Raw genomic sequence first — 22452 nt, forward strand, 5'->3', positions numbered from 1 at the left:
AAGACGGAGGACTGCGCCGACTCAACGCACCCCAACCAGAATCTCTTCACCGTCATCCAGGTATTTACATCCGACCGCTTACACCAAGGCGGTCGAGCAATCGTTCGCCCCAGGACCCGCAGCCTTCATCGCGACGAATAACAAGGTCGCCATGGAGGTGCCTTGCGGCAGGGGCAACGGTCCGGCCGCAGGTTTTGGCTTTCACAGCTCAGTTGACCAGCGGCTTCGCCATGACGTCGGCGCTCAAGTCCCTGCCTCTGCGTCCGGCTGACTGCCACTCAGACCATGGCGTCGCAAGGGAACGTATGAAAAGCCGTGAGCACTGCCCGTACACCGTATGCCGTCGGCTCACCATGGGCCTGGGCCCTCTCATTCGTCCTGCTGAGCTCCGCCTGCTCGGAACCGGCACAGCAGTACGAGACCCCCAGAGCGCTCTGTGGTGTCGAAGCGCCGGCAGACGTGCTGGATCCCTTGCTGCCCGAGGGAGAAGTCGTCTCTGAGCGCTCGAAGACGACCAACGGTCTCAAGCGCTGCTACGTGTCGGTGGACGGCAAGGTCGCGCTGGCGACGTCCATCGAGTGGTACGAGGCCGGGACCCCGGTAGCGGAGATCGCTTCGAAGACGGTCGGCGCGGGTCCCGGTGACAGGGTCACCGCCGACAAGCGGTACACCTACTCGGGCAACGGGGCCGGGCTGATCCGGTGCGAAGACTCGTCCACGATCGACGAAGACGTCGACGGTGACCTCTACACGACGGTCCGGGTCGGCGACGACTCGGTGAACGCCGCCGCGGTGCTGAGGATGGTCGAGGCGTACACAACTGCCGTTCCCACGGCTGGTGAATGCGAAATCGATCTGTCAACTTCTCGGCCATGAACGACCGAGCTTGTTGGCTCAGTCGTCTACACCTTGTCGCGCTCCCGACTGCCCCCTACGACAGGGCGGTCACGGGTCGCATCTCCCGGGCCCGGCTAGGCGGGGCCCGGGACGGGTGCGTTGACGAGCACCCACGCCGAGGAGCCGCGCTTGGCGATGTTGACCCCGGCGACGTGGTCGGCAGGCCCAGCGAGGCCGCACCGACGACAGGAGAAGTGGTCCCGAGTGGGCCGGTTGGCTCGCTCGGTGTGGCCACAGCGCGGGCAGCGCTGCGAGGTGTAGGCCGGATCCACCTCGATGAACGGCACACCGGCGCGGCGTGCCTTGTACTCCAGGAAGGAGCCGAGCTGATGGAACGGCGCGCCTGCCACCTGCGGTAGCGCTTCAGGCGACGGCCCGTGTAGTTGGTGCCGTCCGAGGTGGTGGCGAGGTTGTTGATGCCCCGGTCCACCCCGATCCAGCCCGTCGGCTCGAACACCTCGACATCAGGCAGGTCGATGGTGGCGATCAGGAACCACTTGCCGTCCCGACGTAACAGGTCGGACTCACCCTTGCGGTTCTCGGTGAGTCGCTGGAGCGCATCCGCCGAGCAGGCGAAGCGGACGTTCTTGATCCGGCCGTCGAGGGTCCAGATACTGACGGTCCGCGCGTCGAGTTCCACGACAGACATCGGTCATCGAAGGTGTGCGCTGCGTCCGGGCGAAAGACGATGGGCTTGGACTCGGCCTTGATCCGGCGTTTCGACCCCTCGGTTCCGAGGTTTCCCGCCTTGATGCTAGCCCGCAAAGTGGTATAGGCGTCGGCCACGCGCTTGATGATGTGCTGCGCGGTCTGCGCTCCGAACCCACGGGCCTTCAGCTCCCCATAACACATTTTCCGCAGCTCACGCACGGCCCCCTTGAGCCGGAAGTGCTCGAATCCAACGGACGATACCCAGTTCGCCGCATCGTTGACCGCGGGCAGGGTGCGCTCGAATGCCGGTGCCCGCCTGGCATCCGGCATGAGCTTGACCTGCACAACGAGTTTCACGCGGACCAGCGTACGACGCTTGGCCTATGTCACCACGCTGGGAGCCAAACTCCAACATACGCAGGGGTCGTAGCGTCGTCCACACTCTCCACGCTCACTTGGTCTTCACGCCAAAGTACCGGCGCGGGCCGTTCACCGACGAGATCCTTCGGCGCTGCGAGGAGATCATGCGGGAGGTCTGTACAGACTTCGGCGCTGAGCTCCGCGAGTTCAACGGCGAGACCGACCACGTGCACCTGCTCGTGCACTACCCGCCCAAGGTGGCCCTGTCACGGCTGGTCGGCAGCCTCAAGGGCGTCTCCGCCCGATACCTCCGCCAGGAGTTCCCCGGCCACATCCGCACGTACCAATGGGGTGACCACTTCTGGTCCCCCTCCTACTTCGCAGGAAGCTGCGGAGGTGCACCGCTCGCCGTCATCAAGGAATACATCGAGAACCAGAAACGCCCCGACTGAGCGGGGCAGCGTCCCGGAGCGACGCGACGGCGCTCCGCGCCGCCCTACCCAGGACGCGATTCCTCCCAGACGTGAACGCCCGGGGTTCCTCGCGAGATCTGGCTGAAATTCTTGGTCGCCCGATGAACCGCTCGATCGAGCACCGGAGAGAGCGAAGCGAAGCCTCTCAACGCGCAGGAAACCAGGGCGCGGAGCAGATGCAGGTCGGCTTCTGGGCCATTGCCTATCAGGCGCAGTCGGCCACAGGCCAGGGTGGGCACCTCCCGTGCGTGTCCACCCTGGCCTGTGATGACGTACCGCCGGTACGCCTACTGGAAGTTCGCCGCGGACCTCTTGTCGCCGGCCTTGTAGGCAGGGGCCGCTTCCTGGACCGCGCGTGAGATCTGCAGGAGCGCGGTGTGGATCTCCTTGGCCTTCCTGTCCCAGTCGGCCTGGGCGATGTTGTACGCCTCCCGGGCCTCACCGGCCCAGAGGTCGGAGACCGAGCGGATCTTCGCCTGGATGGCGTCCAGGCTCCGGTCGAGCTTGTCCGCCTGCTTCCTGATGTCCCCGGCCGCGGCATCGAGCGAAGCGTAAGTGACGATCATCGTGCCGTCGTCATATGCCATGGTGTCCTCCAACTACGTGCTTGTGTGTGATGCGATGGCCGAGTTCGCGCTACGGCCGGCAAATATCAGAACTTGCTGAGGTTCGACGTCTGAGCCGTGGCGGAGGCGTCGCCCGAGTAGCCCTCGACCACGTCGATGCCCTTCAGGGCCGCCTCGACCTCGTCTTCGGTGTTGCCGGAAATCGTACGAGCTGCCTCGATCGCTTCCTGGAACTTGAGCAGCAGCTTGCCGATGCCCACCATGTTGTTGTTGATCTGCGTCTGCTTCGCGTTGAACGCGCCGGCGCCGATGCCCTGCCAGGCGCCTTCGAGGCTGTCGATCGTCGCCTGCAGCGCGTGCAGCTGCCCCTTGACGTCGTCAAAGCTGTTGGTGAGCTCGCCTTGCAGCGACTTGAGGGCAACGCCATTGACCTTCTGGACTGCCATTGGTCTTCCTTTCTCGAAGATCCCGGTGGGTGTGTGTCTTCCCGGGCCGTGCGTGAGCCTCGACGGCGGGTGGATGCCGGGGCGGTGTGAAGAGCGTGCGGGTCATACGGTCAGGCTGCGCGGCGCTTACGAAGGATGAAGAAGGCTCCACCCGCGAGGACCACCACGACGGCGGCCCCGCCGAGAATCAGGCCCAACTGGCTGTCGTCTCCCGTGCTCTTGCTGGTGCCTACGGCGACGGCCTTGTCTCCGTCCGGCGCCTCCGAAGCCCCCGAGGCCGGTGCCGAAGCCGATCCGGAAGGCGCGGAGGACGACGACGAGTCGGGCGATGATGCGGAGCCGGGAACGCCGGGCGTCCGCTCGTTGGTCAGAGGGTTGAGGTTCGGGTCGCCGGGCTTGCCCACTCCGCGGTTGATATGGGCGCCAGGGCGCACGATGCCGTGACCGAGGTAGTTGCTGACCGTACCCGGCTTCCAGTCCTCGCTCCGGCCGGCGGACTCGAACATGACGCGGAGGACCTGGTTCGCGGTCCAGTCAGGATTGGCCGACCAGATCAGGGCGGCGGAGGCGGAGGCGATCGCGGTGGCCGCGCTGGTTCCGCCGTCGCCGTCACAATAGCTCTTGAATTCCGCGTCGCACCAGTGCGGAATGCTGTCGCCTGGGGCGGCGATATCGACGAAGTCCCCATGTTGGGAGTATTCCGCTACACGGCCCTTGGGGCTAGTAGCCGCAACGCCGACGACTTGCGGATAGCTGGCGGGGAACTGTTTCTTGTTGCCGTCCTCGGCCTTGTTTCCAACAGCTGCGAAGAACAGCTTCCCCTTGCTTTCGGCATACTTCACCGCGTCGCGCTCGTCCATATTGGAGAAGTCACTACCGAACGACATGCTGATGATCTGCGCATCGCTGTCAGCCGCGGCCCGGATTGCGTCCTGCGCATCGTGCGCGTTCACCTTGTGCTCGTTCTGGTACTCCGTGTTGGAGACGCGCATCGGAATGATCTTGGCGTCAGGCGCAAGACCCCGGAGTCCGCCTCCCTTGCCTGTACCGGCGATCAACTCGGCCATGGTTGTCCCGTGACCGTTGTAGTCGTCCGTGGCTTCGCCTTCGGCGTCCATAGCATCCACCCCCTCCAGGACCTGCCCCTTCAGTGAGGGGGTGGACGGGTTGACGCCAGTGTCGATAACAGCGACTTTGATGCCTTCACCAGTGGCAGACTTCCAGATGTCCTCGGCGTTCATCGCATCCAGATACCACTGCTTCGACTGCACACCGTCCGCAGCAACGGCGGCCGGAGCCATACCGGCGATGCCCAAAGTGCACGCGCCGACCACAGCCAGCGCGCGGAGCAGCCCACGCCGCATTACATGAGGCGCTCCGCGCTTCCGAGCCTGGCCCATTCCTGCCGTCATCCTGACTTCCGCACCTTCCCTGTGCCTATTCGATGACTGGCGGCACGGCACCGCGCCGTCGAGCCGCCCATGTCTCTTCGTCTTCCGTCAGATAGTCAGGACGCTCTGATCCGGTGCGCTCCTGCTCCTCGTTCTTGGGCTGATTCCGACCGGAGCCACGCACAAGGCCGGCGCCACCCTGGGTGAAACCACCCGCGCCGGGCCGTGAACCGGGAGCGCCTCCGCGCGGGGTGCCCACGACGCCATTCGAACTGGCCGTGCCTCGGCCTCCGGGCCGGGGCGTGCTGTTCGTGTTCGCACCGATGACCCCCGGCTGGCCGGCTCGTCCGGCAGGAGGGCGCCCCGTCGACGTCCCACCGCTACCGATGACGGTCCCACGCGGAATGCGTGAGCCCGAGGAACCTGAGGTGGAGCGCTGAGGAGTACCGCCCACGATGCCGCTCGTACGGCCTGCGCGGGGGCCCGTCCCTCCACTCGTACCTGCGCGGCCCGCAGCGGGCTGACCGGTCGTGCCTGGTCTACCGGTGGGTGTCTGGCCAGGGGCACCGGCGCGCCCCGTCGGGGGACCACCGCCCGTCACTCCCGAACGCCCGGTTGCTGATGAGCGTCCGGCAGCCGAAGAGCGGTCTCCTGTTACACCTGTTGGTGACGCTTTCCCCGCAGGCGGACCGCCCGCTCTAGGTGTTCCGGTCGGACCCGACGCTCGCGACGTACCGCTCCGTGCGGTGTTGACCAATCCGGGCGGCACCGGAGGGAAGGGACCACCGCTAGGGCTTGGCGTCCCAGTGGGAGAGGGAACAGGCGTGACGCTGGGGCCTGTGGTGGGAGCCGGGGGTGCCGCGACGGTGTCAATCCGCATTGACGTATCCGGCCCCGGAACGGGGGTGACCACGCCGAGGACTTCAGTCCGGGGTGGGGCCTCCGTGAATCCGGAATCCTCGCGTCTCGAAACCGGCGGCTGCCCGGTAACACCTGAGGGCCCGCCATCCGCTCGGGTGACGTCCCCGCTCGGCTCGCGGATGTAGTCATTACTCGGCCGCGGCACAGCCGCATTCAGCATCCCGGGGAACTTCGGCGGTTCCTGCGAGGCCAACGACTCCTCAGACACCGCGTAGAACGAGGCCAGGCGGTTCATCTGGTTGATGGCCTCCTGGCGATCCTTCTCCACCTTCACGGCCTTGGCGTACTCCGGGTTGTCGGCCGTGCGCTCCGGCAGAGGAAAGTCCTCGACCTTCTTCGGGACCGCCCGGTCGTCACGCGGAGGCGCGGAGTTGCGCACTGAGGTCAGGCCCGTGCTCGCGACCTTCATTTGCGTACCCGCCGCGTTGGCGAACGTGCCCAGAGCCCAGGCGTGCTTCGCGAGCTCTCCCCCGAACCTGCGGAACTCGGTGCCGGACTCGCCCTTCCACTCAACGGACGTGACGTAGTCGTTCAGTTCTTCGGCGGCCTTGTTGAGGGCGTTCTTGGCGGCGATGAGGGCCTCGCCCGCATCCTCCAGATTCGACGGCTGCGAGCTCTCTACGAGGTCGAGCATCGCGTTGAGCTGGGCGCCTTCGAAGTTGGTCTTGCCGAAGAGCCCACCTGGGCTCCTGCTGCCGAACCCGATGCCATCCATCATCGCCGTGACGCGCTCGAAGGCGTCGGTCGCACTGAACTGGCCCTGGATCAGAGCCGAGTCCTGCGCCTGCTGCTGCTCGGGTGTCAGTTCTGGCTGCTTCTCGCCACTCATCAGCTATTCACCCCAGGTCCGTCGTGCCGGTCGTGGCGCCGTGACGCGGCTGCCCAGGCTCAGCGTTCTTGTCCCCGTTCCTGCCCCGCTGCTCCTGCGCCTCACGCTCCTCATCAACGCGACTCTGGATCGTGTGGAAGCGCTGCCGAAGGTCCTCTTCCACGTTGTTGAAGCCGACCTCCGCCGCATGCACCCCGATGCTCAGCATCTCGATCTGATCGCCGAGGGACTTGGAGAGCTTGACGATCTCCTCATGGACACGGTTGTACTGAGTGAAGAACCCGTCCGCCTCCGCGAACGGCAGGTTGCCACCGCTGAAGGAACTCCTCGAAATCCGGTGTGCGGCAACGTTCTTGTTGCCGGCCGCCCCGTTCTCAAGATCCGTCAGCAGCGCGTTCACCCTCGTCTGGAAACGCTTCAGGGCGCCGACGCCCTTCTCCAGGTCGCTTCTCGCGCCGGTTCCGCCCATGCCACCACCACCTGCATCGAGCACGATGCCGTACCTCCCCGTTTGCTCACTCCCCGCACATCGCGATCGCGGTGACATGAACATCACTGATCACATGAAAGCCACTCTATCTACTGGCTCTGACAGCCCCAAGTGTCTTATCCATCATGTGACTTCCTCCTACGACGATCCCACCGCCCTATGCGGTTGCAATCCGCCTGCAACTCTTTCGGGCATATTCGCTGCGATCCGTTGATCCGCTAGCCGCGCGCCTCACTCGTTGCCCCGCTCATCCGGCGCGTGCGCCGCCGCGCGTCCCGTAGGGCCACCGCGGCGCCCGCGATCGCCGCGACCAGGACTCCGCCGCCCACGACCACGTAGGTCGCCAGACGGGCGTTGCGCTCCTCCGCCGTCTCTCCCAGGTGGAGTTGGGCCGGAGTGGGTGCTTCCGCGTTGTCGATGCCCTCGTGGGCGACCGGCTTCTCGATCGGCTTGTCGTCCTCCGTCAGAGCCCGCACCGGGTCGACGACTCCCCAGCCCACCAGCCTGTCATGGCCGGCGATCGACCGTTCCGCGGTCTGCTGGATCTGCGCGACTATCTGCTTCCGCGTCCAGTCCTTGTGCTTGCTCTTGATGAGAGCGGCGACGCCGGCGACGTAGGGGGCGGAGAAGCTGGTGCCGTTGTCGGCACAGTGGCCGCCGCCGGGGACTGTGGAGACCATGTCGACGCCGGGGGCCGCCACGCCGACGAACTCCCCGGACTGGGAGAAGGCCGCGCGTTCGTTGTTGCGGTCGGAGGAGGCCACGGCCAGAACACCGTTGTACGACGCCGGATAGGTCTCCTTGACGTTGCCGCCCAGACCGTCGTTGCCGGCCGAGGCGACGATGACGATCTCCTTGGCAAGAGCACGGTCCACCGCCTGCTGGAGCAGCTCCGTGGGTTTGACGGCGTCGGCCGTGTCCTGGGAGATGTTGATGACGTCGGCTTCCTCGTCGACGGCGTGGTTGATCGCGCGGGCGAGGGTCACGGCAGTGCCGTTCCCGTCGGCGTCGTTCTGCTGGAGAGGAATGATCGTGGCGTCAGGAGCGAGGCCGACGAAACCGGTGCCCGTGGTGGGGCGGGCCGCGATGATCCCGGCGACCTTGGTGCCGTGGCCCACCGTGTCCGTGGTGCCGTCCTCCTTGCCCCGCTCAAGTTTGTTGCCGTTGTCGTCCTTGAGGTCCTTGTCCATGAAGTTCTTGCCGCTGCCGACGTCGACCGCGTCCTTCAGCTGCGGGTTCTTGATGTCGACGCCCGTGTCGATGACCGCGACCCGCACCCCCTTGCCCCGGGACTGGGCCCACAACTCGTCGAGCTGAACGCGCTGGAGCGACCAGGGCCTGCCCTCGTACTTCTTCCCCGGGTAGGTGCACTGGTCGGAATCCGCGGCGGCCGGGGACGCGGGCAGGCCGATCAGCGCGACCGTGGTGGCGGCCGAGACCGCGAGGACGCGTCGGTATGTGTGTGGCATGGTCACCCTCACGAGCCCTGCGGCTGGCGGGCAGCCCCCGTCGACAGACGCGGCCCGGTCGGCAGGAACGCCGACCACGCGGCGGGGATCGGCGCCGGATCGACGTCCTTGTACCCGAGCCGGTTCTGGGCCTGCTGTGCTTCCTCCTGCTGCGACTGCTTCTGCTCGTCCGAGCCGGACGAGCCGATACCGGAGTCGTCCGTCGCGCTGTCGCCGTTCGACTGCATCGCGTACCGCAGTCCGGTGTCCGTGACCAGGAACACGAAGCCCGAGTCGGTCCTTGAGCCCTTGAACTGGCGGAAGAGCTGTCCGGATCCCGGGGTGACATAGCCGCTGCTCGACCCGGTCGGCAGCGTCGCGGGGAAGTCGGTGCCCGCCCAGGTGCTGAGCGTGGTGGCGCCGTTGTCCTCGTCCACCTCGCGCAGCACATTGCACACGGTGTTACGGCTGTCCTCGGCGGTGCTCGCCGAGTTGACGGACTTCGGCGCGTTGTCCGGCCAGTCCCGGTCCTGGCCGAACGCCTCGCCCGGCTCGATGGCGGCCGGGCTGACCGGCCGCGCCTTTCCCGCCTGGCCGACGTCGATCAGATCCTTGCTGCTGAGGAGCAGCTTCGCGGTGAAGTCCGAGACGGGGGCGACCCGGCCCTGCAGGACCAGGTAGTGCTGGATCCTGGTGCCGTCGGTGGCGGTGAGGACCATGCCCACCTTGTTGGCCTCGGGCTCCAGTGCACCGGGGGCGCCGGCATCGACGCCAGGGGTGCCGTCGATCTCCGGGAACGTGATCCGGTCCCCCTTGTGCAGCGTGTCCAGCCAGCCGGCCGACACCCGCTGGGGCTTGGTTCCCAGACCCACCAGCTGGCGCAGCAGCAGCTCGTCCTTCTCCACCTCGTACGCCTTGCCCTCGGCGTCCACGACGTAGCGCGTCCGGTCCGGCCCCTCCACGTACAGCAGCTCACCGCCGCGCAGTTGGCCGCCGCCCTCTGTCTTCTTCTGCTCGCGTTCGGCGAGGACGAAGGACGCCTTCTGGATGGCCCTGCCGCCTTCGCCGGGCCGCTCGCAGACCGCCCAGCGCTTGGTGGCCCCGGCCTCCTTGGCGTCGGGCAGCCGGTCGGGGGCGTAGGGAATGCCGAGGGTGGCGCCGTGCGGGATCTTGCCGTTGTCGAGCACCGACTCGTCGACGTTGATGACCTTGACCTTGTCCGGGTCGAGGAGGAGTTTGGCGGAGGACATGTTCAGAACGGGGTGGAGCTGAATCTTGCCGGCGGTGTCCAGCACCACATAGCGAGTGGTGGACTTGCTGGCGATGATGACGTTCTCCTTGGGGGTGTCCCATCCCTTCGGCGCCACGGGTTTGAACATCCCCCAGGCGCCGAACACCGCGAGAACCACCACACCGACGATCGCGCCGGGCACCACCGCACGAAGCGGTCGGGGCGCGCCCTCCTCCGAGCCGGTCGGGCTCGGCTGTACGAACTGCGCGATCAGCCTTCGCTTCGCGAAGGTGTAGGCGTTGAGTTCGTCCCGTCGTGATGCCATCTGTCCGCTGTCCCTCTCCCCCACCGGGCGACCAGGCTCCCACACTCGCCGAGCGGGCCTGCTGTCGTACCAGCCCCCTACTATGCATGCTGGCGCTTCCGTCGCACTGCTCAGGTAGGGTGATCGGCCGGTCAACGCCCGTGGGAAAATTGGTAATTACGGACACGAGGGGGCAACGCGGCGATGGGTACGGCGACGCGCGAGCGCAATGGGCGGACCACCGGACAACCCCCTGACCAGTCCCGGAACAATTCCCGACGGCAACGCAGCAACGCACGGCCGGTGACACCTCCGTCGGCCGTCCCCGCGGCCACCACTCCGCGCGCCCTGTCGCGCACCAGCCGCGTCGGCCCCTTCCAGCTGCGTCAACTGGTGCTGGTCGAGGCGGCGGCCGCGCTGGCCCTGATCGGCGGAGCGCTCGGCGGGCTCTGGATGGTGCCCACGCTCGTCGTCGCCGCCGCGCTGGTGCTGTTCGCCGTGATACGCCGCCGCGGTCACGCCGTACAGGACTGGGTGTCCACCGCCCTCGCCCTCCGCTCCCGCAGACGGGCCGCGGAGCCCTGCGCCTGGGAGGTCGACCCGTCGCTGGTCCCGGTCGTGGAGAGCGTGCCGGGATTCCGTCCGTTCACCTACGTCGACCGGGACCGCCGTACCGTCGGCATGCTCGGTGACGGCACGTTCCTCACGGCGGTGGTACGGGTCGAGGCGAGCAGCGACGCGCTGCGCCCGGTGTTCGGCGCGCGGGCGCTCCCGCTCTCGCTCCTGGGCGATGCCCTTGAGGTCGACGACATCATGCTGGAGTCGGTGCAGTTGGTGCAGCAGGTGCGGGCCGCGCCCGCGCCGCACCTTCCCGAGCAGTCGGTGGCCCGGCTCTCGTACGCCCCGCTCCAGGAGCTGACCGGAGCGCCCGCGCTGCGGCTCACCTGGGTCGCGGTGAAGCTGGATCCGGAGCTGTGCCGGGAGGCGGTCGAGGCGCGTGGCGGCGGCATCGAGGGCGCCCAGCGCTGTCTGGTGCGGGTGGCGGACCATGTGGCGAGCCGTATCACCGGCGCGGGTTTCCGCGCGGTGGTGCTGGACCAGGACGAGCTGAACTCCACCATGGCGACGTCGGCGTGCGCGAGTCCGGCGCTGTCCGCCCGCACGGGCCGGCCGGAGGCCGCGCCCCGTCGGCGTACGGCCGAGACGCCGCGTGTGTGGCGGTGTGACAACCGCTGGCACACCACCTACGCGGTGGGCCGCTGGCCCGAGTTGGGGCGGGCCGCGACCCCGCTCCCCAAGCTGGCGGCGCTGCTCACGGCGGCGCCGGCGTACGCGACGACCTTCAGCCTCACCCTGCGGCCCGGCCCGCACCGGGGTTCGATGACCATGTCCGGTCATGTGCGGATCACCGGCGGCACCGACACCGGACTGGTGCGGGTACGGCGGTCGTTGGAGCAGGCGGCGCGGTCGGCGAAGGTCGGTCTCGTACGGCTGGACCGAGAACAGCTGCCCGGCGTTCTCGCGACGCTGCCCCTGGGAGGTGCGCGATGACCGCCGCGAGCGGGACGGCGCGTGGACTGCGGGGGCTGCGCGGCCCCCGCCACGCGGGACACACGCTGGCCATCGAGGATCTGCGCGCGCTGTCGCTGCCCGTCGGGGACGACGGAGTGGTGATCGGTGATGACGCGGAGGGGCGCCCCCAGTTGGTGGGGTTCCACCGTTCGACGCCGTACGACGTGCTGCTGATCGGCGGTCTGTGGACGGCCCAGGTGCTGGCGCTGCGCGCGGCGGGCACGGGCGCGCGGGTGGCGGTCGAGACCGGGCGCGCCCAGGCGTGGACCCGGCTGGCGCAGGCCGCCGGCGCGGGACTTGACTGCATCACACTGCACGAGGTCGGTCGCGTCCCGCCGATGGGAGCGACGGTGGGCAGCCCGGTCGTGGTGATCCGGGACTGCGGCATGCGGCCGCCGCGCGGGCGCGTCGTGTCGTCCCCGTGGCAGTCGGTGCTGACCCTTCTGCCGTATCTGAGCCCGGTCGCCCCCCGGTTGATGCGGGCGGCCACGCTGGTGGGTGTCCAGCGGGTGTCGCCGCAGGAGGCCGAGCAGATCGGCAGGATCCTGGGGCTGTCCCGGGTCGAGTGCGAGGCCCTGCCCACACTCGCGGACGGTGTGACGCTCTGGTGCGCCGGGCGTGAGCGCCACTGGGTGATGACGGGCGCCACGGACGCCGAGACCGGACTGCTGGGTGTCGCGCGCCGGATGGACTGATTCCGTCGGCGGATTCGGCACCGCATCTTCACGTCGTGTGCGCACTGCGCGAACAGGCGTCGAACTTACCGGAGCGCCCAACCGGCTTGAGGGGGCTGTCCTAAGATGTCCGAAGTGACGTCGGCCGTTACCGAAGGGAAGCTTGACTGATGGGGAGCGCACAGGAGAAGGAAGAGCTGTACGCCCTCGACATCTCGGGTGTCGAGTGGATCGGCGCCCCCGGCACGAGCGCGGACGAGGAACGGGTCGAGATCGCCTATCTGCCCGAGGGGGCCGTCGCGATGCGGTCGTCCATCGATCCGGACACCGTGCTGCGCTACACCGAGGCGGAGTGGCGGGCGTTCGTACTCGGCGCGCGTGACGGCGAGTTCGATCTGCGCTGAGGCCGCGGAAGCCGCGGAGGCGGCCCGGGACACAGGACGGATATGTAGGGGGCACGCTTCGGACGGAGCGCGCCCCCTACGCGTGCCGGAGGCGCGTTCCGGATTCGAGTCGCACCGGGGCGCGGGACATCGACACCGAGACCGGATTGTTGGGCAGCGCACACGGGAGGGCCGCTACCCGCCCATGGACCGTCGGTGCGCCCGGCCGGTGTGGGTTTCGCCGGGATCTCGTACAGAGATATACGGATTTGACCACTCGTCCCGTTCACTCTCCGCCCTGGATTGTTCACTTGAGGGCAGCTGGAGTGCGGTACGTGTTGTACGGGACGGCCGTTGACGGACCGGTCCGGCCTGACGTGTCGACGCCGTTGACGATTAGGGTAGGTGTGGGCGCGGCAGCGTTGAACTTGTGGACAGGCCGACCGCGTCGTAAGGGGAAGAGCCGGGCGGACCGGACGTACAGATTCGGTCGCCCCCACCCACCACGGCACAAGGGTGCTCGACCACACCAGGAGGCAAAGTGAAGGGCGATCGGGACGAGATCCGCGGAGGCTGGAACCGGCCTGCCGCGGACGATCAGTCCGACGCGGAGCCCGAGATGACGGGTGAGTTCACCATCGACTACACCCCGCCGGCCTGGTACACGCAGAACGCGCCGGGGGACACGTCCGGTGGTGGCGCGGCGAGCACACCGCCACCCGCGTCGTTCACGACCCCTCCCCCGCCGCCCGACGGCGCGCCCGTCGCCGTACCGGGGCTGCCCGCGGGCAGTGGCTTCGAACCCAACTGGGCACCGGCGCAGCAGCCGGCGCCCCCGACGCAGACCCCCGTCCAGATGCCGCCGCCCGAGCCCGCACCGGTGCCTGCTCCGGCCGCGGCCCCGGCCCCGGCCGCTCCCCCGGCCCAGGACCCGGCTTCGGCTTCGGTTGCGGACCCCGCTCCCGCCGCGCCGGAGCCGTTCGGTGGCGGTGATATCGAGAGCGGCTCGACCATGCGGTTCTCCCCGGCGTCTCTCAAGCGGGAGATCGCCGAGCAGGAGGCGGCGAAGAACAGGGCTACGGAGAGCACCGAATCCGGAGCCCCCGAGGGACCGGACGCCGCAGAGGCCGTACGCGTGAGCGAGTCCGAGACCAAGCCCGAGGCCGACTCCACGTCCGCGGTGGTTGCCGACGGTACGGGGGAAGCCGAGGCGCCGGATGTACCGAAGCCGGCGGCCGATCCGGTCGCGGCGGCCGAGGCTCCGCCGGAGCCCGAGGTTCCGGACGAGGCCGAAGGCTCCCGCGAGCGTGCGGACCATGAGCACCACGAGGACGACGAACGCGACGTCGGCGAGACCACCGACGCCGACGAACCGGCCGCCCCCGCGCCCGTGGACGCGATCATGGACGCCGTTCCCCCGGCCGCCGCACCCGCGGACGAGCCCCAGGACGCTCCCCCGGCCCCCGCGCCGGCCCAGCCCTGGGCCCCTCAGCCGGCCGCCGCCCAGAGCCCCGGACTGCCTCCGCTGCCGCCCGCGTACCAGCCCGCCGCGCCGACGGCCGCGCCGCAGTGGCCCGTCCAGGCCCCGGCACAGGCACAACCGCAGCCCGAGTCCCAGCCGCAGAGCCCCGCGCAGGCTCCGAACGCCTGGCCCGGACAGCCGCCCCAGAGCGGGTACGGCTTCCCCCACCAGGCCCAGCCCGGCCAGCCGCCGCAGCCCACACAGCAGGGGCACCCCGGCCAGCCCGGACACGCCGCCCCCGCCGCGTTGCCGCCCGCCGTACCCGGCCCCGACGCCCCCGTCCCACCGGCCGGTTACGGCTTCCCGCACCAACAGGGGCAGCCGGGCCCGTACCAGCCGGCCCCGCAAGGCGGTTACGGCTTCCCCCAGCAGGGAGCGCCGGGCGGCTACGGCTTCCCTCAGCCAGGACAGCCGGGCCAACCGGGACTCCCCGGCCAGCAGGCGCACCCCGGTCAGCCGGGCCCCGGCGCTCCCGCCCCGCTGCCTCCGCAGGCGTCCCATCTGCCCGTACCCGCCGCCCCCAACCTCCCTGCCCAGCAGGCCCAGCAGCCCCCGCACGCCCCTCAGCCCCATCAGGCCCAGCCGCAGCCCCAGCCGCACCAGCAGCCCGCGCCCGGGGCCCCTCCGGTGGATCCCCGTACCGGCGCCGCCTGGCCCTCCGCCGTCTCGCACGACCACCGCGAGCGGTCCGTGCCCGGTGCTCCGCTCGGCTATACCGCCGCCGTGGAGCTCTCCTCCGACCGGCTGCTGCGCAACAACAAGCCGAAGGCCAAGAGCAGTCGCAACCCGTCCGGCGGTTCGCGCTTCAAGATCGGCGGGAAGGCCGCGGAGGCGGAGCGGCTGCGCAAGCTCGAACTGATCCGTACGCCGGTGCTCTCCTGCTACCGGATCGCGGTCATCAGTCTCAAGGGCGGTGTCGGCAAGACCACGACGACCACCGCGCTGGGCTCCACCCTGGCCACCGAGCGGCAGGACAAGATCCTGGCGATCGACGCCAACCCGGACGCCGGCACGCTCGGCCGCCGCGTACGGCGTGAGACGGGCGCGACCATCCGTGACCTGGTCCAGGCGATCCCGCATCTGCACAGCTATATGGACATCCGCAGGTTCACCTCGCAGGCGTCCTCCGGTCTGGAGATCATCGCCAACGACGTCGACCCGGCCGTCTCCACGGCGTTCAACGACGAGGACTACCGGCGCGCGATCGAGGTCCTGGGCAAGCAGTACCCGATCATCCTCACGGACTCGGGCACCGGTCTGCTCTACAGCGCGATGCGCGGGGTGCTGGACCTGGCCGACCAGCTGATCATCATCTCGACCCCGTCCGTCGACGGCGCGAGCAGCGCGTCGACCACGCTCGACTGGCTGTCCGCGCACGGCTACGCCGAACTGGTGCAGCGCTCCCTCACGGTGATCTCGGGGGTTCGCGAGACCGGCAAGATGATCAAGGTCGATGACATCGTGCAGCACTTCGAGACCCGCTGCCGCGGGGTGATCGTGGTGCCCTTCGACGAGCATCTGGCGGCCGGTGCCGAGGTGGACCTCGACATGATGCGCCCCAAGACGCGTGAGGCGTACTTCAATCTCTCCGCGATGGTCGCGGAGGACTTCGTACGCGCCCAGCAGGCGCAGGGGCTGTGGACCGCGGACGGCCAGCCGCCGCCGCACCTCGCGCCGCCGATGCCGGGACCCGGCCAGCAGCCGATGCAGGGTCAGCCCCTGTACGGCCAGCCGGTGCAGGGCCAGCCGTACGCGCCCCAGCAGCATCCCCAGCACTACCCGCAGCAGCAGCCGCAACCGCACCACCCGCAGCATCAGCCGCCGTACCCCTATCCGCCCCAGCAGCAGGCGGGACCCTACCCGGGACCTGCTGTCCAGCAGGGCTGGCAGCAACAGCCGCCGTCCCCCGCCGGTCAGCAGCCCGGTCATCCCGGTCAGCCGGGCCAGCCGCACCAGCCCGGTCAGCCGGACTTGCAGGGGCCCGTCCCGCCCGGTGGCCGGCCGCAGCAGCAGCCCCCACAGGCACCGCCAGCGCCTCAGCAGTAAGGCATCAGAGGTAGAGACCAATGAGGGGCCACACCGTCTTCACGGTGCGGCCCCTCGCCGTATTCCCGCAGACCACACGGGGTATGGGCGGCCGTTGACTCAGCCGGACGGGCGCTGATAAACCTTCGCTTCACCAGTTGGCGATTCAGCAGCAACCCGGCTTCTCCGTGCGAGTGATAACACGAGGTCACCGTCCCATGGTCGAAAGAGTCTTCCCGCGCACGCCCCGGCGACCTGCCCGGCAGCCCGCCCGGCAACGCCCCCGTCTCCGTCTGCTCCTGGCCTCCGGTGCCGCCTCCGCCGCACTCGTGGCCGGGACCGTGATCCCCCTCAACCCGCTGCTCCCGGCGCCCCAGCAGGCCCAGGCGGCCGACGGCAAGAAGGTCCTCACCGTCGCGGTCAGCCAGAGCGTCGACTCCCTCAGCCCGTTCCTGGCCCAGAAACTGGTCAGTACCAGCATCCATCGGCTGACCTACGAGTATCTGACCAACTACGACCCCAAGGACGCGCACACGGTCCCCGGCTTCGCCACCGCCTGGGAGTCCTCCGCGGACAAGCTGACGTGGACCTTCACCATCCGCAAGGACTCGAAGTGGTCCGACGGCGTGCAGGCGACCGCCGAGGACGCCGCCTGGACGTTCAACAAGATGATGACGGACGAGAACGCGGCCACCGCCAACGGCAGCTTCACCTCCAACTTCAAAAAGGTCACCGCGCCCGACCCGGAGACGCTGGTCGTCGAGCTGAACAAGCCGCAGGCCACCATGACCGCGCTCGATGTGCCGATCGTGCCCAAGCACATCTGGGAGAAGGTCGGCGACTTCTCCAAGTTCAACAACGACAAGCAGTTCCCGATCGTCGGCAACGGACCGTTCATCATCACGGACTTCAAGGTCGACCAGTACATCAAGCTCAAGCCGAACAAGGACTTCTGGCGCGGCGCGCCCAAGTTCGACGAGCTGGTCCTCAAGTACTACAAGGACGGGGACGCGGCCGTCGCGGCGCTCCAGAAGGGTGAGGTGTCCTTCACCTCGGGTCTCACCCCCGCGCAGGCGGCGGCGCTGAAGAGCGCCGACAACATCAAGGTCAATGACGCTCCCGGGCGCCGTTTCTACGCGCTCGCCACCAACCCCGGTGCCCGCTCGAAGGACGGCAAGAAGTTCGGCAACGGGCATGCCGCACTGCTGGATCCGGCGGTCCGCAAGGCGCTGTTCCAGGCCGTCGACCGCAAGACCGTCATCGACAAGGTCTTCCAGGGCCACGCCGTCGAGGGCAAGGGCTATATCCCGCCCCGCTTCAGCGCGTACTTCTGGGAGCCCTCGGCCGACCAGACGATCGCGTACGACCCCGCCGAGGCGGCCAGGACCCTCGACACGGCCGGCTACGAGAAGAACGCCGCGGGCAAGCGCGTCGGGAAGGACGGCAAGCCGCTCGACTTCCGGATCCTCTGCCATGCCACGGACCCGAACGACAAGGCCATCGGCAAATATCTCCAGGAGTGGTGGGGACAGCTCGGCATCGGGCTGAAGGTCGACTGTCTCGACAATGTCTCCGACCCCTGGCTCGCGGGCGACTACGACCTGGCGTTCGACGGCTGGTCGGTCAACCCCGATCCCGACTATGTGCTCTCCATTCACACGTGCGGTGCGCTCCCCGCCACGCCCAAGGACAGCGGCGCCACGGACAACTTCATCTGCGACAAGCGGTACGACGACCTCTACGCGCAGCAGTCGGCGGAGTACGACCCGGCCAAGCGCGCGGAACTGGTCAAGCAGATGGAATCGCGGCTGTACGACACCGGGTATATGAATGTCATGGCCTATCCGAACGCGGTCGAGGCGTACCGTACCGACCAGATCAAGTCGATCACGACGATGCCGGAGGCCGCCGGCAATCTCTGGGGCCAGGACGGCTACTGGAGCTGGTGGTCCGCGGTGCCGGCCGATGACGGCGGCGGTTCCGGCAGCTCTTCCTCGACCGGTGTGGTGATCGGGATCGGGGCCGCTGTCGTGGTCGTCGCCGCCCTCGGTCTCTTCGTCGCGATGCGTCGCCGTTCCACCGCGGAAGACCGTGAATAACCGATGAGCACCGCAAGCACCCCCGGTGTGATGCGGGACGCCGTCGACGGCCCGGTGAAGACCGGGCCGTCCGGCTCCGCACCCACCACCTCGGGCACCAGGACCGCGTATCCGCTCTATGTGGCGGGCAAGCTGGGCGGCGCCGCCGTCTCGCTGCTCGCCGTCCTCGTCACCAGCTTCTTCCTCTTCCGGATCATCCCCGGCGACCCGGTCAAGGCCATGACCCATGGCGTACCGACCTCCGCCGAGCAACTGGCCACGCTGCGCAAGCAGTTCGGGCTCGATCTGCCGCTGTGGCAGCAGTTCACCGACTACTGCGGCCGGGCGCTGACCGGCGATCTCGGCACCTCGTACCAGTTCCACGCGCCGGTCGGTGAGCTGATCGCCGAGAAGCTGCCCGCGACACTGCTGCTCACGGGTACAGCCGTGCTGATCTACTCGGCGCTCGGGCTCTGGCTCGGCACCCGCTCCGCCTGGCGCAACGGCAGCCTGAGCGACCGCGTCAACACCGGTGTGGCGCTGACGCTCTGGTCCGTCCCGTCCTTCTGGCTCGGACTGCTGCTGATCATCGTCTTCTCGGTGGGCATCGGTCCGGTCCCCGGCATGTTCCCCACCGGCGGTATGGAGTCGGGCGACTCGTCCGGCTTCGGTTACGTCCTGGATGTGGCGCACCACATGGTGCTGCCGGTGGCCACGCTGGTGGCGGTCGGATACGCGCAGACGCTGCTCGTCATGCGGTCCTCCCTGCTGGACGAGATGGGCGGCGACTATCTGACGACGGCGCGGGCGAAGGGGCTGCGGGACGATCTCGTACGACGCCGGCACGCGGTGCCGAACGCCCTGCTGCCCACCGTCACCATGGTCTTCATCAACCTGGGCCATGTGGCGGCCGGTTCGATCCTCGTCGAGACGGTCTTCTCCTGGCCCGGTCTCGGCGGACTGTTCTACCAGGCGCTGAGCGTGCCCGATCTGCCCCTCGTCCAGGGGCTGTTCGTCGTGTTCGCCGGGGCGATGATCCTCATGAACCTCCTCGCCGACCTGCTCTATCCGCTCCTCGATCCCCGGGTGGGCCGATGACCCTGGAGAAGACCCCGCCCGCGTCCGCGGACCCCTCGTCGCCGTCGGCCTCCTCGCTCGCGTGGGCCCGCCGGCGCGGCTCGGTGGCCCGCTTCTGGAAGGAGTACCGGACACACCGCGCCGGACTTCTCGGGCTCGCCGGGCTCGCGTTCATCGCGCTGATCGCCCTCTTCGCGCCGCTGCTCGTCGGCGGCGATGTGCAGAGCGTGACCAACGCGCCCGGTACGGCCCTGGAGAAGCCGAGCGGTGAATTCCCGCTCGGTACGGACCAGTTCGGGCGCTCGCTGCTCGGCCTGCTGATCTGGGGCGCCAGGATCTCGCTGACCGTGGGCCTGCTGGCCGCCGCGCTCTCGGTGGCCATCGGCACCCTCGTCGGGGTCATCGCCGGGCACTACGGCGGCTGGTTCGCGACGGTGGTCATGCGAATCACCGACTGGTTCCTGGTGATGCCGACGCTGGTGCTCGCGATCGTCCTCGCGACGGTCATGTCACGGTCCATCTGGACGGTGATCCTGGCGATCGGCGTCACCAGCTGGCCGACAACGGCACGGCTGGTACGGGCCCAGACAATCGCCGTCGAGTCCCGTCCGTACATCGAGCGCGCCCGTGCGCTCGGCGGCGGCCACGGCCACATCATGACGCGCCATGTGCTGCCCAACGTGATGCCGCTGGTGCTCGCGCAGACCACCCTCGGCATCTCCAGCGCCATCCTGACCGAGGCGACGCTCGCCTTCCTCGGCCTCGGCGATCCCCTGATCATCTCCTGGGGCGGCATGCTCCAGGACGCGCGCGAGGCGGGCGCGGTCTCATCGGGACACTGGTGGTACCTGGCACCGCCCGGTATCGCGATCGCGTTCGTCGCCCTCGCCTTCACACTCTGCGGCCGTGCGATCGAGGCCGTGCTCAACCCGAAGCTGGGGGTGGCCCGTTGACCGACACGACGCTGCTGGAGATCAAGGATCTCCATGTGACGTACGGCTCCGGTCCCTCCGCCGTGCCCGCCGTACGGGGTGTCGACCTCACCGTCGAGTCCGGCCGCAAGCTGGGCATCGCCGGTGAGTCGGGGTGCGGCAAGTCCACCCTCGCTCTCGCGCTGCTCAGGCTGCTGCCCGCCTCCGCGCGGCTGTCCGGGGAGATCCTGCTCGACGGCGAGGACGTCCTCACCATGAAGTGGGGCCGGCTGCGCGCCGTTCGGTGGGCGGGGGCGTCGATCGTCTTCCAGGGCGCGATGCACTCGCTCAACGCGGTGCACCGGATCGGGGACCAGATCGCCGAACCGGTGCTGCTGCATCGCCGCGCCACCCCCGCCGCGGCCCGCTCGCGCGCCGGCGAACTGCTGGAACAGGTCGGGCTGCCAGCTGCCCGCGCGGACGCCTATCCGCACGAACTCTCCGGCGGCCAGCGCCAGCGTGTGATGATCGCGATGGCGCTGGCCTGCGATCCGCGGCTGATCGTCGCGGACGAGCCGACCACCGCGCTCGATGTGATGATCCAGGCGCAGATCCTGCGGCTGATCGAACAGCTCGTCGCGGACCAGGGCATCAGCCTGCTGATGATCAGCCATGACCTGGCGGTCCTCTCGGACACCTGCGACCGGCTCGCCGTGATGTACGCGGGCCGGATCGTCGAGGAGGGCCCGGCACGCACGGTGTACGACGCCGCCGAGCACCCGTACGGCCGGGCGCTCTCCGCCGCCTTCCCCCGCATCGGGGACCTCGCGTCACGCCGCGCCCCGCGCGGGCTGCCCGGCGACCCGCCCGACCCGTCGGCGCTGCCGTCCGGCTGTACGTTCCATCCGCGCTGCCCGGTCGCGCTGGACTCCTGCGCGACCGACGACCAGGAGCTGCGGGACGCGGGGCCGGACCGCCGGGCGGCGTGCGTACGGGTGGGCTCGACGGCACCCGCGGAGGTACGTCCATGACGGCGTCCGCGACCACCCCTCAGGAGCCACCCATGCCCGCTGCCCCCCTGCTCTCGGCCGCCGGACTGAACGTCACCTTCCCCGGCCGACGCGGCGCTCCGCCCGCCCGCGCCGTCGACGGTGTCGACCTCGACATCGGTCCCGGCGAGATCGTCGCGCTGGTCGGCGAGTCCGGCTGCGGCAAGACCACGCTGGCACGCACCCTGCTCGGTCTGGTGCCGCCCACCGGCGGCGGTGTCAGCTTCGCCGGCGAACCGCTGGGGTACGCCTCCCGCACCCTCAAGGCGTACCGCAAGCGGGTCCAACTGGTACTCCAGGATCCGAGCGGCTCCCTCAACCCACGCCACACGGTGTACGACGCGGTGGCCGAGGGCCTGCGGATCCACGGCTACCGGGGCGACGAACGCGAGGCCGTCGCCGAGGCGCTCTCCCGCGCCGGCCTGCGCCCGCCCGAGCGCTTCTTCCTGCGCTACCCGCACGAGCTGTCCGGGGGCCAGCGCCAGCGCGTCGTCATCGCCGGCGCGCTGGTCCTGAAGCCCGAACTGATCGTCGCGGACGAGCCGGTGGCGTCCCTGGACGCGTCCGTACGGGGCGAGATCCTGGCGCTCCTGCTGTCCCTGCGCGACGAACTCGGCCTCTCCGCGCTGGTCGTGACGCACGACCTGGGTCTCGCCTGGAACATCGCGGACCGAGTGGCGGTGATGTATCTGGGCCGGATCGTGGAGACGGGCCCGGTCGAGGACGTACTGACGAACCCTCAGCATCCGTATACCCAGGCACTGTTGTCCGTCCTCCCGGAATCGGACGGCCCCCCGGTCATCCTCACGGGCGAACCCCCGGACCCGTCCCGCATCCCGACGGGCTGCCGCTTCCACGCGCGGTGCCAGGTGCTGGCGTCGGGGGAGGCGGAGAGGGCGGGGGTGGCGGAGAGATGCCGGTCGGAGGCGCTGCCGGTGCTGATGGGTGGGGCGTCTACGCAGGTGGCGTGCCATTGGGTGGGCGCGGGTTACGGAGGAGGTGCGTGTCCGGACGTAAAGCGTCGCAGCTCGCGCGAAGCGCGGTGAGGAAAGCAGTCCGGACACGCACCTCCGGAGACCCCGGCACCCGCCACCCACGAGCACCCGCACCGCACCACCGGCCCCGGCCCCGGCCCCGGCCACAGACGAACCGCA

The 22452-nt window shown here is 69.2% G+C and carries 19 protein-coding genes; 11 read left to right on the forward strand and 8 right to left on the reverse strand.

Annotated features, from left to right (window positions below):
- Positions 1–315: 315 nt before the first annotated feature.
- Complete coding sequence (locus IF11_RS0112735) at positions 316–876, forward strand: hypothetical protein (protein ID WP_133243276.1); 561 nt, start codon at positions 316–318, stop codon at positions 874–876.
- A 95-nt stretch (positions 877–971) separates the two neighbouring features.
- Here the strand turns inward: IF11_RS0112735 and IF11_RS42930 are convergent, their stop codons facing one another.
- Together IF11_RS42930 and IF11_RS42935 are read right to left on the reverse strand one after the other, a co-directional pair.
- Complete coding sequence (locus IF11_RS42930; protein WP_338119936.1) at positions 972–1247, reverse strand: zinc ribbon domain-containing protein; 276 nt, start codon at positions 1245–1247, stop codon at positions 972–974.
- A gap of 136 nt (positions 1248–1383) precedes the next feature.
- Positions 1384–1905: a hypothetical protein gene (locus IF11_RS42935; RefSeq protein WP_338119935.1), complete on the reverse strand. Its 522-nt coding sequence runs from the start codon at positions 1903–1905 to the stop codon at positions 1384–1386.
- Positions 1906–1931: 26 nt separating this feature from the next.
- Between IF11_RS42935 and tnpA the strand changes: the two genes are divergently transcribed.
- Positions 1932–2360 (forward strand): IS200/IS605 family transposase, encoded by a 429-nt coding sequence (gene tnpA, locus IF11_RS0112745; RefSeq protein ID WP_078490651.1) that lies wholly within the window; start codon positions 1932–1934, stop codon positions 2358–2360.
- Between the two features lie 308 nt (positions 2361–2668).
- On the opposite strand, the gene IF11_RS0112750 is transcribed toward tnpA, so the two are convergent.
- From IF11_RS0112750 to eccB, 6 genes are all read right to left on the reverse strand, one after another.
- The gene (locus IF11_RS0112750; protein WP_030351656.1) at positions 2669–2968 is read right to left on the reverse strand and encodes a WXG100 family type VII secretion target; all 300 of its coding nucleotides are present in this window, start codon (positions 2966–2968) and stop codon (positions 2669–2671) included.
- Positions 2969–3033: 65 nt separating this feature from the next.
- Positions 3034–3393, reverse strand: a complete 360-nt coding sequence (locus IF11_RS0112755; protein ID WP_030351657.1) for a WXG100 family type VII secretion target — start codon at positions 3391–3393, stop codon at positions 3034–3036.
- A gap of 110 nt (positions 3394–3503) precedes the next feature.
- A complete protein-coding gene (locus tag IF11_RS0112760) occupies positions 3504–4805 on the reverse strand; it encodes a S8 family serine peptidase (protein ID WP_030351658.1) in 1302 nt (433 codons plus the stop codon).
- A gap of 1736 nt (positions 4806–6541) precedes the next feature.
- Entirely contained in the window at positions 6542–7003 is a 462-nt protein-coding gene (locus IF11_RS0112775) for a hypothetical protein (RefSeq protein WP_030351660.1), read from the reverse strand.
- Positions 7004–7242: 239 nt separating this feature from the next.
- Entirely contained in the window at positions 7243–8493 is a 1251-nt protein-coding gene (gene mycP, locus IF11_RS0112780) for a type VII secretion-associated serine protease mycosin (RefSeq protein ID WP_030351661.1), read from the reverse strand.
- Positions 8494–8501: 8 nt separating this feature from the next.
- A complete protein-coding gene (gene eccB / locus IF11_RS0112785; RefSeq protein ID WP_030351662.1) occupies positions 8502–10028 on the reverse strand; it encodes a type VII secretion protein EccB in 1527 nt (508 codons plus the stop codon).
- 183 nt (positions 10029–10211) lie between these two features.
- Between eccB and eccE the strand changes: the two genes are divergently transcribed.
- The 9 genes from eccE (at position 10212) to IF11_RS0112830 (ending at position 22344) form a co-directional block, all read left to right on the forward strand.
- Positions 10212–11558 carry a type VII secretion protein EccE gene (gene eccE, locus IF11_RS0112790; protein WP_030351663.1) on the forward strand — a complete coding sequence of 449 codons (1347 nt, stop codon included), beginning with the start codon at positions 10212–10214 and terminating at the stop codon, positions 11556–11558.
- Entirely contained in the window at positions 11555–12274 is a 720-nt protein-coding gene (locus tag IF11_RS0112795) for a hypothetical protein (RefSeq protein ID WP_030351664.1), read from the forward strand. Before eccE ends, IF11_RS0112795 begins: the two co-directional genes overlap by 4 nt.
- A gap of 149 nt (positions 12275–12423) precedes the next feature.
- A complete protein-coding gene (locus IF11_RS0112800) occupies positions 12424–12657 on the forward strand; it encodes a DUF397 domain-containing protein (protein ID WP_030351665.1) in 234 nt (77 codons plus the stop codon).
- A 520-nt stretch (positions 12658–13177) separates the two neighbouring features.
- Positions 13178–16204: an SCO5717 family growth-regulating ATPase gene (locus IF11_RS0112805; protein WP_030351666.1), complete on the forward strand. Its 3027-nt coding sequence runs from the start codon at positions 13178–13180 to the stop codon at positions 16202–16204.
- A 197-nt stretch (positions 16205–16401) separates the two neighbouring features.
- Positions 16402–18282, forward strand: a complete 1881-nt coding sequence (locus IF11_RS0112810) for an ABC transporter substrate-binding protein (protein ID WP_030351667.1) — start codon at positions 16402–16404, stop codon at positions 18280–18282.
- Positions 18283–18285: 3 nt separating this feature from the next.
- Complete coding sequence (locus tag IF11_RS0112815; RefSeq protein WP_030351668.1) at positions 18286–19359, forward strand: ABC transporter permease; 1074 nt, start codon at positions 18286–18288, stop codon at positions 19357–19359.
- Positions 19356–20291, forward strand: a complete 936-nt coding sequence (locus tag IF11_RS0112820; protein WP_030351669.1) for an ABC transporter permease — start codon at positions 19356–19358, stop codon at positions 20289–20291. The genes IF11_RS0112815 and IF11_RS0112820 overlap by 4 nt, the downstream gene beginning before the upstream one ends.
- Positions 20288–21280 (forward strand): ABC transporter ATP-binding protein, encoded by a 993-nt coding sequence (locus tag IF11_RS0112825; protein ID WP_037727665.1) that lies wholly within the window; start codon positions 20288–20290, stop codon positions 21278–21280. Before IF11_RS0112820 ends, IF11_RS0112825 begins: the two co-directional genes overlap by 4 nt.
- A complete protein-coding gene (locus IF11_RS0112830; RefSeq protein WP_030351671.1) occupies positions 21277–22344 on the forward strand; it encodes an oligopeptide/dipeptide ABC transporter ATP-binding protein in 1068 nt (355 codons plus the stop codon). The genes IF11_RS0112825 and IF11_RS0112830 overlap by 4 nt, the downstream gene beginning before the upstream one ends.
- The last annotated feature ends 108 nt before the right edge of the window (positions 22345–22452 follow it).

This window comes from Streptomyces scopuliridis RB72 (assembly GCF_000718095.1).
Classification (GTDB): Bacteria; Actinomycetota; Actinomycetes; order Streptomycetales; family Streptomycetaceae; genus Streptomyces; species Streptomyces scopuliridis.

Excerpts from the sequence above, each read along its gene's own strand:
- IF11_RS0112775 (WP_030351660.1), bottom strand. The coding sequence starts at position 7,003 with ATGGGCGGAACCGGCGCGAGAAGCGACCTGGAGAAGGGCGTCGGCGCC.
- IF11_RS0112760 (WP_030351658.1), bottom strand. The coding sequence starts at position 4,805 with ATGACGGCAGGAATGGGCCAGGCTCGGAAGCGCGGAGCGCCTCATGTA.
- IF11_RS0112810 (WP_030351667.1), top strand. The coding sequence starts at position 16,402 with ATGGTCGAAAGAGTCTTCCCGCGCACGCCCCGGCGACCTGCCCGGCAG.
- eccE (WP_030351663.1), top strand. The coding sequence starts at position 10,212 with ATGGGTACGGCGACGCGCGAGCGCAATGGGCGGACCACCGGACAACCC.
- IF11_RS0112820 (WP_030351669.1), top strand. The coding sequence starts at position 19,356 with ATGACCCTGGAGAAGACCCCGCCCGCGTCCGCGGACCCCTCGTCGCCG.
- IF11_RS0112800 (WP_030351665.1), top strand. The coding sequence starts at position 12,424 with ATGGGGAGCGCACAGGAGAAGGAAGAGCTGTACGCCCTCGACATCTCG.
- IF11_RS0112795 (WP_030351664.1), top strand. The coding sequence starts at position 11,555 with ATGACCGCCGCGAGCGGGACGGCGCGTGGACTGCGGGGGCTGCGCGGC.
- IF11_RS0112815 (WP_030351668.1), top strand. The coding sequence starts at position 18,286 with ATGAGCACCGCAAGCACCCCCGGTGTGATGCGGGACGCCGTCGACGGC.
- eccB (WP_030351662.1), bottom strand. The coding sequence starts at position 10,028 with ATGGCATCACGACGGGACGAACTCAACGCCTACACCTTCGCGAAGCGA.
- tnpA (WP_078490651.1), top strand. The coding sequence starts at position 1,932 with ATGTCACCACGCTGGGAGCCAAACTCCAACATACGCAGGGGTCGTAGC.
- IF11_RS0112755 (WP_030351657.1), bottom strand. The coding sequence starts at position 3,393 with ATGGCAGTCCAGAAGGTCAATGGCGTTGCCCTCAAGTCGCTGCAAGGC.
- IF11_RS0112750 (WP_030351656.1), bottom strand. The coding sequence starts at position 2,968 with ATGGCATATGACGACGGCACGATGATCGTCACTTACGCTTCGCTCGAT.
- mycP (WP_030351661.1), bottom strand. The coding sequence starts at position 8,493 with ATGCCACACACATACCGACGCGTCCTCGCGGTCTCGGCCGCCACCACG.
- IF11_RS0112830 (WP_030351671.1), top strand. The coding sequence starts at position 21,277 with ATGACGGCGTCCGCGACCACCCCTCAGGAGCCACCCATGCCCGCTGCC.